The 15338-nt window shown below is 71.1% G+C and carries 14 protein-coding genes; 5 read left to right on the forward strand and 9 right to left on the reverse strand.

The window, feature by feature from the left end; translation table 11 throughout:
* The first annotated feature begins 205 nt into the window (after positions 1 to 205).
* The 3 genes from DFR72_RS26325 to DFR72_RS26335 all read left to right on the forward strand — a co-directional run bounded on the left by DFR72_RS26325 (position 206) and on the right by DFR72_RS26335 (position 3180).
* Positions 206 to 907, forward strand: coding sequence for a GAF and ANTAR domain-containing protein (locus DFR72_RS26325; RefSeq protein ID WP_090063104.1), 702 nt, complete (start codon positions 206 to 208; stop codon positions 905 to 907).
* A gap of 73 nt (positions 908 to 980) precedes the next feature.
* Positions 981 to 1748, forward strand: coding sequence for a GAF and ANTAR domain-containing protein (locus tag DFR72_RS26330; protein ID WP_090063105.1), 768 nt, complete (start codon positions 981 to 983; stop codon positions 1746 to 1748).
* A gap of 181 nt (positions 1749 to 1929) precedes the next feature.
* Entirely contained in the window at positions 1930 to 3180 is a 1251-nt protein-coding gene (locus DFR72_RS26335; RefSeq protein ID WP_090063602.1) for a glycosyltransferase, read from the forward strand.
* A gap of 4 nt (positions 3181 to 3184) precedes the next feature.
* On the opposite strand, the gene DFR72_RS26340 is transcribed toward DFR72_RS26335, so the two are convergent.
* The 4 genes from DFR72_RS26340 to DFR72_RS26355 are packed head-to-tail and all read right to left on the reverse strand — an operon-like array spanning position 3185 to position 7050.
* The gene (locus tag DFR72_RS26340) at positions 3185 to 4345 is read right to left on the reverse strand and encodes a geranylgeranyl reductase family protein (RefSeq protein ID WP_090063107.1); all 1161 of its coding nucleotides are present in this window, start codon (positions 4343 to 4345) and stop codon (positions 3185 to 3187) included.
* Positions 4345 to 5379, reverse strand: coding sequence for an NAD(P)/FAD-dependent oxidoreductase (locus tag DFR72_RS26345; RefSeq protein ID WP_218158086.1), 1035 nt, complete (start codon positions 5377 to 5379; stop codon positions 4345 to 4347). The genes DFR72_RS26340 and DFR72_RS26345 overlap by 1 nt, the downstream gene beginning before the upstream one ends.
* The gene (locus tag DFR72_RS26350; protein ID WP_090063604.1) at positions 5372 to 5890 is read right to left on the reverse strand and encodes an isoprenylcysteine carboxyl methyltransferase family protein; all 519 of its coding nucleotides are present in this window, start codon (positions 5888 to 5890) and stop codon (positions 5372 to 5374) included. The genes DFR72_RS26345 and DFR72_RS26350 overlap by 8 nt, the downstream gene beginning before the upstream one ends.
* Entirely contained in the window at positions 5887 to 7050 is a 1164-nt protein-coding gene (locus DFR72_RS26355; RefSeq protein ID WP_245983531.1) for a type III polyketide synthase, read from the reverse strand. The genes DFR72_RS26350 and DFR72_RS26355 overlap by 4 nt, the downstream gene beginning before the upstream one ends.
* Here DFR72_RS26355 and DFR72_RS26360 point away from each other — a divergent pair.
* Positions 6982 to 7833: a UbiA family prenyltransferase gene (locus DFR72_RS26360; RefSeq protein WP_090063110.1), complete on the forward strand. Its 852-nt coding sequence runs from the start codon at positions 6982 to 6984 to the stop codon at positions 7831 to 7833. The genes DFR72_RS26355 and DFR72_RS26360 overlap by 69 nt on opposite strands.
* Here the strand turns inward: DFR72_RS26360 and DFR72_RS26365 are convergent.
* The 4 genes from DFR72_RS26365 to tkt are packed head-to-tail and all read right to left on the reverse strand — an operon-like array spanning position 7823 to position 13217.
* Positions 7823 to 8710, reverse strand: a complete 888-nt coding sequence (locus DFR72_RS26365; protein WP_090063112.1) for an SDR family NAD(P)-dependent oxidoreductase — start codon at positions 8708 to 8710, stop codon at positions 7823 to 7825. The genes DFR72_RS26360 and DFR72_RS26365 overlap by 11 nt on opposite strands.
* The gene (locus tag DFR72_RS26370; RefSeq protein WP_090063605.1) at positions 8707 to 9903 is read right to left on the reverse strand and encodes a zinc-dependent alcohol dehydrogenase; all 1197 of its coding nucleotides are present in this window, start codon (positions 9901 to 9903) and stop codon (positions 8707 to 8709) included. Before DFR72_RS26370 ends, DFR72_RS26365 begins: the two co-directional genes overlap by 4 nt.
* Positions 9891 to 11033, reverse strand: coding sequence for a transaldolase (tal, locus tag DFR72_RS26375; protein ID WP_090063606.1), 1143 nt, complete (start codon positions 11031 to 11033; stop codon positions 9891 to 9893). The genes DFR72_RS26370 and tal overlap by 13 nt, the downstream gene beginning before the upstream one ends.
* Before the next feature lie 30 nt (positions 11034 to 11063).
* Complete coding sequence (gene tkt, locus DFR72_RS26380; RefSeq protein ID WP_245983556.1) at positions 11064 to 13217, reverse strand: transketolase; 2154 nt, start codon at positions 13215 to 13217, stop codon at positions 11064 to 11066.
* Between the two features lie 386 nt (positions 13218 to 13603).
* On the opposite strand from tkt, the gene DFR72_RS26385 reads away from it, so the two are divergent.
* Positions 13604 to 14521: an acyl-CoA desaturase gene (locus DFR72_RS26385; RefSeq protein ID WP_090063115.1), complete on the forward strand. Its 918-nt coding sequence runs from the start codon at positions 13604 to 13606 to the stop codon at positions 14519 to 14521.
* A 53-nt stretch (positions 14522 to 14574) separates the two neighbouring features.
* Here the strand turns inward: DFR72_RS26385 and DFR72_RS26390 are convergent, their stop codons facing one another.
* Entirely contained in the window at positions 14575 to 15048 is a 474-nt protein-coding gene (locus tag DFR72_RS26390; protein WP_090063116.1) for an STAS domain-containing protein, read from the reverse strand.
* Positions 15049 to 15338 lie beyond the last annotated feature (290 nt).

Raw genomic sequence — 15338 nt, forward strand, 5'->3', positions numbered from 1 at the left:
CTGAACGGCGCCCAGCGGGCGCACGCCGTAGGCTGGACATGTTGATCCTGATACGGCACATGAGCCGTGGGCCTAGACCTCGCTACGTCCAGGAGCGACTGGGAGCAGTCGACGTGGTGGAGGAATTGGATGCCAACCGCATGTGAACGGTCGTTGGTCGGCGGTGTGATCCCAGGTGCACGTACCGGATGAGCACCATCGGTCGTTGAGCAACGCACGAGCGACGGTGCTGGCCGCGCTTCGTGACAACGAAAGCAGGCTCGACACGTTGGCGCGCGTGATCCGCGCGTGTGTGGACGTGCTGCCGGTGGACGGCGCGTCGATCTCGGTGATGAGCGGCCCGCGCGAGCGGGAGACGTTGTACGCCAGCGACGACGTCGCGTCCAAGATCGAGGACGTCCAGTTCAGCCTGGGCGAGGGGCCGTGCTTCGAGGCCTTCGCGACTCGCAGGCCCGTGCTGGTCCCCGACCTGGCCCACGCATCGGTCGTGGAGTGGCCGATGTTCGCGGCGGCGATCGCAGCGCTGCCCATCGGCGCGATCTTCGCTTTCCCGCTGCAGGCGGGCGCGATCGGCATCGGCGCGGTCGACCTCTACCGCCGGCGGCCCGGCTGGTTGTCGGGTGAGGAGCTCGCCGTCGCGCTGGAAGTGGTCGACGTCGTGGCCGCGGTGCTGCTCGGAGTGCTGCTGGGTGACCTCGACGGCACCGACGGCCTGCGCGGTGTGCTGTCGCCCGGCAGGGAACAGGTGCACCAGGCCACCGGGATGGTCCTCGCGGCCCTGGGCATCTCCGCGGAGGACGCCCTGTCACGTCTGCGGGGGTACGCCTTCGTGACGGGACGATCGCTGGACGACGTCGCCAAGGACATCGCGAGCCGCAGGCTGTCACCGCTGGAGCTGGACAAATGAACCACGCACGATCCCTCGATGGCACCCCGGTCCTGGCAGCACTACCGTCGGACGAAGAAGACAGGAGCTGGTGATGAGCGGTAGCGCACCGTCCAGGACAGAGCGAGAATCACGACTGCTCAGGACGTTCGTCCAGTTGGCGGACACGCTCGTCGACGACTACGACGTGGTGGACGTGCTCCACCTGCTGGTCGAGCACTGCGTTCAGCTCCTGGACGCGACGGCAGCCGGGTTGATGCTGTCCGATCAGCACGGTGGACTGCGTGTGGTGGCCTATTCGTCGGCCCAGACGCGAATGCTGGAGCTGTTCCAGCTCCAGGCGAGCGAAGGCCCCTGCCTGGACTGCGTGCACAGCGGTGAGCCGGTGATGGTCGCGGACCTGTCGACGGAGGTCGAGCGCTGGCCGCGGTTCGTGCCGCTCGCCATCGAGGAGGGCTTCTCCTCCGTGCACGCGGTGCCGATGAGGTTGCGCCGCGAGACCATCGGCACGTTGAACCTGTTCCGCCGCGAGACCGGTTTGCTCGACGAGGAGGACGTGCTCGTCGTGCGCGCTCTGGCGGACACGGCGACGATCGGAATCCTGCAGGAACGCGCCATCCGGCGCGGTGAGGTCGTCACCGAGCAACTGCAGACGGCGCTGAACAGCCGGGTCGTCATCGAGCAGGCCAAGGGTGTGCTGGCGTTCGCCGGAGCTCTGGAGATGGAGCAGGCGTTCCACGCGCTGCGCGGCTATGCGCGCAAGAACGGTCGCCGCCTGGCCGATGTGGCCCGGGAAGTCGTCGTGGGCGAGCTGCGCCCCGAGGATCTCCTCGTCCGGCAGCCTCGAAGTACTGACATGTGAGCCGACCGATCGGCATGAACTCGTATCGGCGCCGGCACTCACCGTCGTGTGTCGGACGAGCCCTTCGTGGGTAGCCTGATCCCGCTGGAAGACGCAGCAACCGCCCGGACCCGCGGTCTCATCACCTCTGCCAGAGGAGAACACCGTGGGCGGCAGTACCGGGCCAATCGCGTTCACGCGCATGAGGATCGCACTCGTCTCCGAGCACGCCGACCCGCTGACCGAACCGGGTACGACCGACACCGGAAGGCAGAGTCTCCACGTGGCGGGGCTCGCGTCAGCGCTGTCCGCTCTCGGCCACCAGGTGGTCGTCTACACGCGGCGCGATCACCCCCACGTCCCGCAACGCGTGCAGACCGCTGACGGCTACGAAGTCGTGCACGTGCCGGCCGGGCCCGCGGTGAGACTGGGCTCGGAGGAAGTACTCGCCCACGCGGGAGACTTCGTCGAGTTCCTCAAGCTCGTCTGGAAAGCACGCCGCCCTGATGTCGTGCACGGCCACGGCTGGCTGTCGGGCATCGCGGCTGTCCTGAGCGCCCGGAACAGCCAGGTGCCCGTCGTGCAGACGTACCACTGGGAGGGCGCGGTTCCGCAGCAGGACCAACGCGCGCAGCTTCCGGACTCCACCAAACGCCTGGCCGTCGAGCGGCTCGTCGGTCACGAGGCCGCCCGCGTCGTCGCGACCTGTTCGGCGGAAGCGCGTGCGGTGCTCGGAATGGGCGTCGACCGGTCCAAACTCACCGTGGTGCCGAGAGGCGTCGATCTCGACCTGTTCGTGCCGGGACGCACACCCGTCGACCGGCACCGCCCGCGCAAGATCGTCTCGGTGGGCAGGCTGCTGCCGCGCAACGGGTTCGACGACCTGATCCGCGCTCTGTCCACAACAGACGGAGCTGAGCTGGTGATCGCCGGCGGTGGAGCGCAGGGGGACATGCGCGGCGATCCGGAGACGAAACGGCTGCTCGCGCTGGCCCGCTCGGTGGGTGTCGGTGACCGTGTCGTCTTCGCAGGTCACGTGCCGTACGCCGAACTGCCCTCGCTGTTGCGGTCCGCGGACGTGGTGGCGTGCACCCCGAGGCACCAGTCGTCCGGTGGCGTGGCATTGGAAGCGATGGCCTGCGGCATCCCCGTTCTCGCCACCGCGGTCGGCGGTCTCGTCGACGTCGTGCTGGACGGGCTGAGCGGCGTGCTGGTCCCGCCGGGCAAACCGGAGATGACCGCGAAAGCGCTGAGGGCACTGCTCACGGACGGCACGCACCGGGAGGTGCTCAGCGCGGCAGGACACGACCGGGCACACGCGCGGTACTCGTGGGACCGTGTCGCCTCCGACGTCGTGCGCGTCTATTCGGCGGCGGCAGGCACCCGCTCAGCGGCTCCTGCCGTCGTAGCGTCACGGCCCGCACGCGCGCGAACAGGTTCAGCGCCGAGGTGACAGCTCACTCCCGCAGCGATCGGGAGTGCTCCAGAGCGCTCCCGATCGACGTCCTGAGCATCGCCGTCACGAGGGCCGGGCTGATCGTGCCCGGTCCGAGGCCGACCTCGACGAGGTCGTCGAACGCGCGCTGGCCGTCGCGCGCCGCGCTCGTGGCCAGATCCACGAGCGCCGGCATGCGGGTGAGCATGGCCAGTGCGTCGGTGTGGCGCAGGTGCTTGCCGAGCAGACGGTGCAACGACCGCCGGTACTCACCGGCGGGATCAGGTGTCATGGCGGCCGCGCCGGCGAGGGACCCGGACAGGACGGCGTAGTAGATCCCCTCACCCGTCAGCGGGTTGATCAGCGAGGCCGCGTCCCCCACCAGCAGCACGCGACCGCGACCGACGTCCGGCCTCCCCGGCGACAACGGCAGCCGGTGGCCGCGCAGCGTCAGCGGCGGGCAGTCGGGCAGCAGCGCGTGCAGGCGCTCCGTCAGATGCGTCCGCGTCGGCGGCTTCTGACGGATGAGCTCGCCGTAGCCGACGTTCGCGGTGCCGTCGCCGACGGGGAAGACCCAGGCGTACGCCGGCCAGTGCGTCGTGGACATGACGAGCCGCTGTTCCGCCGCGGGCCACGGGCCGGCACTCGTGTACCCGCGCAGTGCGATGGCGGTGGTGCCCGCCTTCGCGCTCCTGGCGCCGCATTGCCGTCGCACCACCGACTCCGCGCCGTCCGCACCGATCACCGTGCGGGCGTGAAACGCGCCGTCGACGTCCACGCCTTCCTCCGTCGGGGTGAGCGAGCGGATCCGGTGCCGTCGCAGCTCGGCACCCGCTGTGCGGGCGGCCGCGACGAGTCGCGCGTCGAGCAGCGCGCGGGGCACGACGGCGGCAGGGCGAGCGAACCGGCGGACGGCCGTCACGCCGCGCGGCGAGGTCAGCCGCAGGTCGCGGATCGGGGCTGTTCCGGCCGTGAGCGCGCCGACGTCCACCCCGAGGCCGGTCAGGACGTCCAGCGCGTGCGGCGCGACGCCGTCACCGCAGACCTTGTCGCGGGGGAACTCCGCGGCGTCCAGCACCAGCACGCGAGCGGCCGGGTTCACCCGCAACGCCGCGAGGGCCGCCGTCGAGCCGGCGGGTCCGGCCCCGACGACGACCAGGTCCCACCGTTCGTACCCGGTCATCAGCGAGCCAGCTGGTGGACCGCGGCGGCGAACAGCCACGGCACGCGGACCGCGGCCGGAACGACCAGACGCCCGAGTGCGGGCCGGTTCCTGGCCCACAGCAGGGATTCCGTCAACCAGCGCGACCGGCGCGACGTGCGCACCCAGGCACGGTCGTAGTCCGCCGGCCGTCCGGCGCGCAGGCAGCGGACGAGCTCGGCCGCGGTGGTCAGCGACAGCGCGAGTCCTTCGCCGGTGAGCGCGTCGACGTAGCCCGCCGCGTCTCCCGCCAGCAGCACGCGCCCGGCCACCCTGCCGGTCGTCCGCTGCCGCAACGGTCCGGCTCCGCGCACGCTCGAGACCGGTCGTGCGCCCGCCAGTCGCGCCGCGAGTTCGGGAAACGCGGTGAGCTGGTCGGTGAAGCCGCCCCGGACCGACGACAGGATCGCGACGCCGACCACGTCCGGTGCCACCGGTGTCACGTAGGCCTCTGACCGCGGCGCCCACGTCACCTCCACCCCTCCACTCCAGGGCGTGAGCGCGAAGTGGCGCCGCAGCCCCCACCGCGGCGCGGAGGTCCTGCCGCGCGACCCGAGGCCGACGAGATCGCGGATCGGCGAGTGCAGACCGTCCGCGGCGACGAGGTAGCGCGCCCGCAGCACCCCTGCCCGCACGTGGTCGTCGTACTGGAGGACATCGGTGACCGAGGTGCTCGACACCGGCACCCCGGCGCGGCGGACCGCCTCGCTCAGCGCGTCGTGGAGCTGAGTGCGGCGGACGCCGCGTCCGCTGCCACACCGGAACGGCGCGTGCGCGGCCAGAGCGCCCTGCCGGTAGGTGATGCCGTCGATCGGATGTCCTGGCGGGTCCACGCCGAGTGCGGCCAACGCCCGCACGGCACCCGGCATCAGCCCTTCACCGCAGGCCTTGTCGAGCACACCGGGCCGCTTCTCGCAGACCACCACGTCCATGCCCGCCTGTGCACAGCCCAGCGCGACGGCGAGCCCCGCCGGGCCTCCCCCGGCCACCACGACGTCGTGCATCCGGTCAGGCATGCGCAGTTCGCAGCGCGTCGTTCTCCGCGCGGACGCGGACCGTCAGCAGGCCCGCGTTCAGCACGGTGAAGACCAGGGCGGTCAGCCAGGCGTCGTGCACCAGCGGCAGCGCGAAACCCTCGACCACGACCGCCACGTAGTTCGGGTGCGGGATCAGGCGGTACGGGCCGCCGGTCACGCGGGGGAGCCCCGGCACGACGACGATCCGGGTGTTCCACTGCCGTCCGAGCACCCGGATGCACCACCACCGCAGGGCTTGCGACAGCACGACGAGCGCGAGCATCGGCCAGCCGACGACAGGAACGAAGTCCCGGTCCGCGAGCCAGACCTCGGCCAGGCACCCGGCCAGCAGGCCGGTGTGCAGCACGACCATGAACGGGTAGTGCCCGAACCCCGTCTCGCGCCCGCCGCGCGCGAGGCTCCACGCCAGGTTGCGCTTCGCCACGACCAGCTCGGCCAGCCGCTCCAGCGCGACGAGGCCGACCAGCACCGAATACCACGCCTGGCTCACCACCGCAGCAACACCAACTCGGCGCAGAAGCCCGGTCCCATGGCCATCACCACGCCCCAGTCTCCGGGGGAAGCGGGTCTGGCCGCGAGCGTGTCGGCGAAGACGTGCAGCACGGAAGCGGACGACAGGTTGCCGATCTCGTGCAGCGACCGCCACGTCATCGCGAGGTCGTCCTCGTCGAGGCCGAGCACCGACTGGATGGCCTCGATGACCTTCGGCCCGCCGGGGTGGCAGATCCAGCGAGCGATGTCACCGATCTCGAGTCCGTGTGGTGCCAGGAGGTTCTTGACGTCGTCGGCCAGGTGCTCGCGCACCAGCTCGGGCACTTCAGCGCCCAGTACGATCTTCAGGCCGGTGCTGCCGATGTCCCAGCCCATCGCGCGTTCGGAGTCCGCGTACAGGTGGCTCAGCGAGTCCACGACCTGGGGACCGGCCGCCGCGCCGGGGTGTTCGGAGCCGACCGCGACGACAGCGGCGGCGCCGTCACCGAAGAGGCCCGAGGCGATCATGTTGGCAGCGCTGGCGTCCTGCCGCTGCACGGTCAGCGAGCACAGCTCGACCGACACGAGCATCGCCACCGAGTTCGGCCAGCCGCGCAGGAAGTCGTGCAGCCGCGCGACGCCCGCGGCGCCGGCCAGGCAACCGAGGCCGATGATCGGGATCCGCTTCACGTCCGGCCGCATGCCGATGCGGGCCGCGATCCGCGCGTCGAGGGAGGGAACGGCGATCCCGGTGACCGTCGTGGACACGATCAGATCCACATCGGATGGTCCCAGGCCCGCGTCCGCCAAGGCCGCCAGTGCGGCCTCGCAGCCGAGATCGACTGCGACGGAGAGAAAAGCGTCGTTCGCCGCGGTGAAACCGTCGAGCTCGTCGTACCGCTCGATGGCCAGCGCGAGGTGCCGCGACCCGACACGGGCGCTGCTGTGGAACCGGGTGACCACCGCACGGGAGGCGGAATCCGGCAAACACAACCGCGCGAACAAGTTTGTCAGCCGAGCCTGGGGGTAGCGATGCGGCGGAAGAACACCGTGTACCGCCGAAATTGTCGTCACCCCTTTCACGGTACGGCTTCCGCCTACACTCGGCAGATGAGCGGCACAGCGGTCCACCGCGGGAAGTCGTTGCGATTGCTGCAAGGTCTCGCACAGGCGTGTCATCCACTGCCCAGCCTCGCCGTCACGACAGTGGCCGTCCTGCTGGGACTGGGCGGCGGGCTCGACGGCCCGCGCACCGTGCTGCTCGGTGGCGCGGTGCTCACCGGACAGCTCTCGATCGGCTGGTCCAACGACTGGATCGACGCGGCACGCGACCGCGCGACCGGACGCGCGGACAAACCCCTTGCCACCGGAGGTGTTCCGGTGCGGGCGGTCGCGGCGGCGGCCGTCGTGGCGGCTCTGACGACGGTCGTTCTGTCGTTGCTGCTGGGCTGGTTTCCCGGCGTGGTCCTGCTTCTGGGCGTCGCGGGCGGCTGGGCGTACAACCTCGGCCTCAAGGCGACGGTCTTCTCCGGCGCCGCCTACCTGTTCGCGTTCGCCGCACTGACGATCGGTGTGCACGCGGCCGGGCGGGGTGAGCCGTGGCCGCCGTGGTGGGTGCCCGTGGTCGGCGCGCTGCTCGGGTTCGGCGCGCACTTCGCCAACGTGCTGCCGGACCTGCGCGCGGACGCCGAGACCGGTGTGCGCGGACTCCCCCACCGGCTCGGCCCGCGCGCGGGGGTGATCGTCATGGCGACGGCACTCGCGGGGGCTTCGGTGGTGCTGGGCCTCGCTCCCGCTGGGGCGTCGGCGGTCTACTCGGCGGTGGTGGTGACGGCCGGGATCGCGTTGGCCGCCGCCACCACCACTGCCGCGATCCGCGCACCGCACAGCGCGATCGCGTTCCGGCTCACCGTCGCGATCGCACTGCTGGACGTGGTGCTGCTCATCACCGTCACCGCTTGACGGGCCACCGTCCGTAGGTCCGCTCCCCTGCCGCGACAGGTTCGAACACGTTGCCAGGGCTGGGCGGAACCGTCCGCTTCGTCAGTGCCGCGAGGCGGAACAGCGGCCCGACCAGCCGGTCGTACAGGCTCGGCAGGCAGCGGAAAGCCGCGACGATCAACGGGTTCGCCGGGCCGACCGGCACGGAGACGTGCCGCCGCGGGCGATCGGCCAGGCGGGTGATCGCGGCGGCGACGCGGTCAGGACTCAGGACCGGGACCGGCGGCCGCGTCGCGCGGCCGGAGTAGTTGGCGGCCTGGTCGTACACCGGCGTGTTGACGCTGCCGGGACTCACGATGCACACGTGCACCCCTGGTTCGTCGCGAGTTTCCTGTTGGAGGGTGCGCAAGAGCGCGCGCTGTCCCCATTTCGCGGTGGAGTAGGCGCCCATCTGCGGAACGGTGATCGAGCCGAGCAGGGAGTTCACCCCGACGAAGACCCCGGTGCGCTGACGGCGCAGGACCGGCAGGACCGCCTGGGCGAGGTGCAGCGTCCCGTGGACTGCGGTGTCGACGACCGAGTTGAACACGGTCGCGGGCATCGCCTCGACGGTGCCGTACCCCATCACCGTCGCGCTGTGCACGACGACGTCGATGCGGCCGTGCAGCTCCAGGGTCCTCGCGACGATCCGGCCGGCGGCACCGGGATCGGCGATGTCGTCGACCACCACGTCCACCGCGCCGGCTCCCACCGCGCGGCAGGCCTTCTCCGCGGCGTCGAGTGCCTCGCCGCTGCGGGAGACCAGCACGACGTCCTCCCCGCGCGAGGCGAACGCCGTCGCCGAGGCGAGCCCGATGCCGCTGCTGGCTCCCACCACGAGCACGACGCGCCCGGTCATGGGTTCAGCACGACCTTGATGCAGCCGTCGCTCTTGGCGCGGAACATCTCGTAGCCGCGTGCGGCGTCGGCGAGCGGGATGCGGTGCGTGGTCAGGTCCAGGACGCCGAGCGGGTCGGCCGGGTCCAGCACGAGCGGCAGGATGTCGTCGGTCCACCGGCGCACGTGGGCCTGGCCCATCCGCAGCTGGATGCCGCGGTCGAACATCTCCATCATCGGCATCGCGTCCAGCTCACCGCCGTACACGCCGGACACCGACACCGTGCCACCGCGCCGCACACCCTTCACAGCGGCGTGCAGGGCGTCGAGGCGGTCGACGGCGAGCTTGTCCACCACCTTCTGGGCCAGCGCGTCGGGCAACATCCCGGCGGCCTTCTGCGCCACGGCGACGAGTCCTCCCCCGTGCGCCTCCATGCCGACGGCGTCGATGGTGGCGTCCGGACCGCGGCCGTCCACCATCCCGATCAACGCCGCGGCCAGCTCGTCGGAGCCGCCGAACTCGTCGAAGTCGACAGGTTCGGCGCCATGCCGTTCGGCCAGCGCGAGACGTTCGGGGACCCGGTCCACCCCGATGACACGACCGGCACCGAGCTGCTTGGCGATCCGGACGGCGAACTGCCCGACCGGGCCGAGACCGAGCACGGCGACGGTGCCGCCGGGTGGCACGTCGGCGTACCGCACGGCCTGCCACGCCGTCGGCAGGATGTCGGACAGGAACAGGAACTGGTCGTCGGGTGTGCCGTCCGGGACGACGATCGGCCCGAACTGCGCCTGCGGCACGCGGAGGTACTCGGCCTGCCCGCCCGGCACCGATCCGTAGAGCGAGGTGTAGCCGAACAGGCTCGCGCCCTTGCCCTCGCCGCGGACCTGCGTCGTCTCGCACTGCGCGTACAGGTCGCGCTCGCACATCCAGCAGTGGCCGCAGGAGATGTTGAACGGCACCACGACCCGGTCGCCCACCTTGAGGTGAGCGCTCGCGCCGGCCCCCACCTCCTCGACGACACCCATCGCCTCGTGGCCGAGCACGTCGCCCGGTTTCAGGTAGGGCCCGAGCACCCCGTACAGGTGGAGGTCCGATCCGCAGATGGCGGTCGAGGTGACCCTGACGATCGCGTCGGTCGGTTCCTCGATCCGCGGATCCGGCACGTCGACGACCTGGACGTTCTCATTTCCCTGCCATGTCAGCGCTTTGATGACGTCTCCTCGGTCAGGCCGCGGTCGAGCTGACCGCGGACGGTGTCCGCGAGCTCGTCCCAGCTGTCGACGAACTTGCGGACCCCCTGGCGTTCCAGCTCGTCGGTGACCTCGCGGTAGTCGATTCCGAGCTGGGCGATCTCGTTGAGCACGTCCTGGGCGGGACCGTAGACCTCTTCGAGCACGAGGGCGGTCACGGTGCCGTGGTCGGCGAAGGCTTCGAGCGTGGGCCCCGGCATCGTGTTGACCGTGCCGGGGATGACCAGTTCGGACACGTACATCGTGTCCGGGTAGTCGGGGTTCTTCACCCCGGTGGAGGCCCACAGGGGTCGTTGCGGCCGCGCTCCCGACGCGGCCAGCCGGCGCCACCGCTGCGTGGCCAGGCCCAGCACGTGGATCTCGTGAGCCAGCCGTGCGTTGGCGATCGCCGCCTTGCCCTTGGCCGCGAGTGCGCGATCGGTGCCGATGCCGTCGAGACGCGCGTCGATCTCGGTGTCCACACGGGACACGAAGAACGAGGCGACCGAGTGGATGCCGGACAGGTCGTGCCCGTTGAGTTCGGCCGTCTCGAGACCGGTGACGTACGCGTCGACCACCTCCCGGTAGCGGTCGAGGGAGAAGATGAGCGTGACGTTGACGCTGATGCCCTCGCTGATGACGGCGGTGATCGCGTCGAGTCCCGCGGTGGTCGCCGGGATCTTGATGAGCAGGTTCGGCTCGTCGACCGCCGCCCACAGCAGCCGGGCGCGGTCGATGGTCGCCTGCGTGTCGTGGGCGAGGCCGGGATCGACCTCCAGCGACACCCTGCCGTCGACACCGTCCGTGCGGTCGTACACCGGGCGCAGGACGCGACAGGCGTCCCGCACGTCGTCGGTCGTGATGGCGAAGACAGTGTCCTCGACGCTCGCCCCCACCTCCGCGAGTCGTGTGAGCTGACGCGTGTAGCGCTCTCCGCGCTCCAGGGCTGAGGCGAAGATCGTCGGGTTGGTGGTGATGCCGACGACGCCGCGGCCGGTGACGAGCGCCTCCAGCCGGCCGCCGGACAGGAGCTCGCGGGACAGGTCGTCGAGCCAGATCGACACGCCCGCGGCGGCGAGTTCGGTGAGCGGATGGTCGTGGCCGGTGGCCATGGTGCCTCCGTGGTCGGAAATCATGGTGGTTCAGGCAGGGCGGTCGCCGGTGCCACCGGTGGTGGGCGCGGCGCTCTGCCGCACACCTCCGGGACGGACCGGCGTGACGGCGTCGCGCAGGCAGTCGTGCGCGGCCTCGGCGACCGCTGTCGCGGTGACACCGAACTCCTCGTAGAGGCGGCGGTGGTCGGCGGAAGCACCGAAGTGCTCCAGCGACACCATCCGGCCCGCGTCGCCGACGATGTCGCGCCATCCCTGGGCGACCGCGGCCTCGACGCTCACGCGGGCCCGCACGCCCGGCGGGAGCACTTCGTCCTGGTAGGACAGATCCTGTGCGGCGAACCACTCGAGGCACGGCATCGAGACCACCCTCGCGGCGACGCCGTCGTCGGTGAGAAGACGGCGGGCGTCGAGGGCGATCTGGACTTCCGAGCCGGTCGCGATCAGGATCACGTCCGGCACCTCGGAGCCGGCGAGGACGTAGCCGCCCCGCGCGGCGCCTTCCGCCGAGGCCAGTCCGCCGGGACCGCGGTCGAGCACCGGCACGTCCTGCCGCGTCAGGGCCAGCCCGGCGGGACGGGTCCCGTGCTCCAGGATCTGCCGCCAGCACACCACGGTTTCGTTCGCGTCCGCCGGGCGCACGACGTCGAGGCCCGGGATCGCGCGCAACGCGGCGAGGTGCTCGACCGGCTGGTGGGTCGGGCCGTCCTCCCCCAGGCCGATCGAGTCGTGCGTCCACACGTAGACGACCGGTAGCTGCATGAGGGCGGCCAGCCGGATCGCCGGACGCTGGTAGTCGCTGAAGACCAGGAACGTTCCGGCGTAGGGGCGGGTCAAGCTCTGCAGCGCGATGCCGTTGAGGGCCGCGGCCATGGCGTGTTCGCGAATGCCGAAGTGCAGCGTGCGTCCGTAGGGACCGCCTTGCCACTTCGCGGTCTGCTTGCCCGCCGGGACGAACGACGGTTCACCGTCCATCGTGGTGTTGTTGCTCCCGGCCAGGTCAGCCGATCCGCCCCACAGCTCCGGCAGCACGGGCGCCAGTGCCGACAGAACCTTCCCCGACGCCGTGCGGGTGGCCATTCCCTTGGAGTCGGCCGGAAAGACGGGCAACGCGTCGGTCCAGCCCGCGGGCAGCCGCTGAGCCTGCAACCGGTCCAGCAGCTCCGCTCGGTCCGGGTTGTCCGTGCGCCAGCGCGCGTACCCGGTTTCCCAGCGTTCGTGGGCTGCCGCACCGCGGTCCGCGACCTTGCGAGCGTGCGCGAGCACCTCGTCCTGCACCGCGAAGCTCTCGCGCGGGTCGAAGCCGAGCAGGGTCTTGACGGCGGCGACCTCCTCGCCACCGAGCGCGGAGCCGTGTGCGGCACCGGTGTTCTGCAGGGTGGGTGCGGGCCAGCCGATGACGGTGCGCAGCACGATCAGCGACGGACGCCCGGTGTCGGCCTTGGCCGCCTCGATCGCGGCGAGCACGGCGTCCACGTCCTCGACGTACCGGCCGGTGCTCGTCCAGTCGACGGACTGCACGTGCCAGCCGCAGGCGGCGTACCGGGCGGCCACGTCCTCGCTGAAGGAGATGTCGGTGTCGTCCTCGATGGAGATGTGGTTCGCGTCGTAGAACGCCACGAGGTTCCCGAGTTCCTGGTGCCCGGCGAGCGAGGCGGCCTCGGCGGTGACGCCCTCCATCAGGTCACCGTCCGAGGCGACGACGTACACGTGGTGGTCGAACGGGCTCTGTCCCTCACCCGCGCCCGGATCGAGCAGCCCGCGTTCGCGCCGCGCGGCGAGCGCCATGCCCACCGCGCTGGCGAACCCCTGCCCGAGCGGACCGGTGGTGATCTCCACGCCGCGGGTGTGCCGGTGCTCCGGATGGCCGGGCGTGGCGGAGTTCCAGGTGCGCAACGAGGCCAGGTCGGTCAGTTCCAGCCCGTAGCCGCTCAGGTAGAGCTGCGCGTAGAGCGTCATGCTCGTGTGGCCGCAGGACAGGACGAACCGGTCGCGGCCGAGCCACTGGTCGTCGGCGGGATCATGCCGCATCACCTGCTGGAAGAGCAGATACGCCAGCGGCGCCAGGCTCATCGCGGTGCCGGGATGTCCGCTTCCCGCTCGTTGGACGGCATCGGCGGCGAGCACCCGGATCGTGTCCACGGCACGGACGTCCGCGGCGGTCCAGCCCGCGGCCTGCGCCATTGGCGGGGACAACGACGGGTCGCGGCGGGGTGGTGCGGTGGCCGTGCGTGTCATGTGTCGAGGCCTTCCCGGAACTGGGCGCGTTCCACGTGGCTGGATCAACGAGGTCGCGGGTCCGGGCGGTCGCCGATTGCTTCCCCCCGCGAATAGCCGGATCCAGGCCGCCCAAACGCGCCGGGCACGGCCCGGTCTCGCGGCGACGTCGGCCAGCGGCCTGATCGCGTGCCGTCGCCGTGCTCGCGTTTCGCGACGGCGGCAGAACGGGTAATCACCCTCGACTCACCCTGAGCGCTCGCCCGAGACCCCGGCAGCACGACAAGATCGCCGTCTCGGAGGTTCGCGACGTGACCACGACAGCGCCCGGCACGCAGGCCGCACCACAGCCGATGCTCGCGGGCGAGAACTCCCCGTTCGAGAAGTTCCTCGTCAAGCTCTTCGCGGTGGTACCCGCGCTGGCGCTCGCCGCCGCGGTACCGCTCGCGTGGGGCTGGGGCCTCGGCTGGACCGACATCGGTCTCGCCGTCTTCTTCTACACCCTCACCTGCCTCGGCGTGACCATCGGTTTCCACCGCTACTTCACCCACGGTGCGTTCAAGGCGAACCGAGCGCTGCGGATCGGGCTCGCGGTGACCGGCAGCATGGCCATGCAAGGGCCGATCATCGGCTGGGTAGCCGACCACCGCCGGCACCACGCCTTCGCCGACCGCGAGGGCGATCCGCACTCCCCCTGGCTCTTCGGCACGTCAGCCGTCGCGCTGGCCAGGGGCTTCTGGCACGCCCACATGGGCTGGATGTTCCGCCGCGAGCTGACCAACGCCGCCCGCTTCGCACCCGACCTGCTCGCCGACCCCGACGTCCAGCGGGTCAACCGCCTGTTCCCGGCGCTGACCGCGGTCACGCTCCTCGCACCCGCCGTGGCGGGCGGGCTCATCAGCTGGAGCTGGTGGGGAGCACTCACCGCGTTCTTCTGGGCGGGCCTCGTGCGGGTGGCGGTCCTCCACCACGTCACGTGGTCGGTCAACTCCATCTGCCACATGATCGGTGACCGGCCGTTCGAGGCCCGCGACAGGTCCGCGAACTTCTGGCCGCTCGCGATCCTGTCCATGGGCGAGTCCTGGCACAACTCCCACCACGCCGACCCCACCTGCGCGCGGCACGGAGTCCGCCGGGGTCAGGTGGACATCTCCGCGCGGCTGATCCGGGTGTTCGAGCTCCTCGGCTGGGCCACCGCCGTCCGCTGGCCGAAGCCGGAACGCCTGGCTCGCAAGCTGAAGGCGTCCGGCGCCGCCCGACCGGCGGTATGACGGTGGACGAGGTGATCGGTTCGCCGCACCCGTTCCGGACGTCGCCAGTCAGGTCAGGGGAGGTCGTCGGACTGACGAGGGTGAACCAGCCGCAACTGCGCCGGTGACAGCGGCGGGCTGACGTACTGGCACGTCAGCGCCTCGCCGACGTCGAGGTGGAGGTCCAGGACGTCCGACAACCCGGTGATCGTCAGCGGACATCGCACCTGGCGGGAACACGCGACCACGCACAGGCCGGTGCCCGTCCGCTGCGCCATCTCCCTCACTTCGACCAGAACGGTGAGACCGGCCGCGCCCAGGAAACTCACCTCGGAGAGGTCGACCACGAGGTGATGGGTGAGCCGCAGCTGTTCGACGAACCGGTCGCGCAGCGCCACGCAGGTGATCATGTCCACCTCACCGCTGACGGAGACCACGATCGCTCCGGACGAGGCGGCCCACAGGGTGGTGGTGAGGAGTTCGGCAGACCGACGGCCCATTCGACCAGGTCGCGGGCTGATGATCGAGCTGACATCGATCTGTGCCATGAAACCTTCCCTCGTCGGCTGACGCCACGCCGGGTCCGGGGCACTTGCCGGCAACGCTACACCCCCGGGCGGCTGACGCGGAAGCTCCGCGGCCGGCACCGGTCCAGGCACCGAAATGTCCACAGCGGATGCTCAACGACCCGGCACACGACTGCGAGACCGCCGGCGCCGTGCTCGGCATCGCCACGGCCGAATCGGAGCGACATCCCTCGATTCGGACAGATGCCCAAAACCAACGCAACAAGGCCACTCTCTGCGGTATCTCTGTCACTGAGGGCAACATCGCTCTC

Source organism: Lentzea flaviverrucosa (assembly GCF_003350445.1).
Lineage (GTDB): Bacteria > Actinomycetota > Actinomycetes > Mycobacteriales > Pseudonocardiaceae > Lentzea > Lentzea californiensis.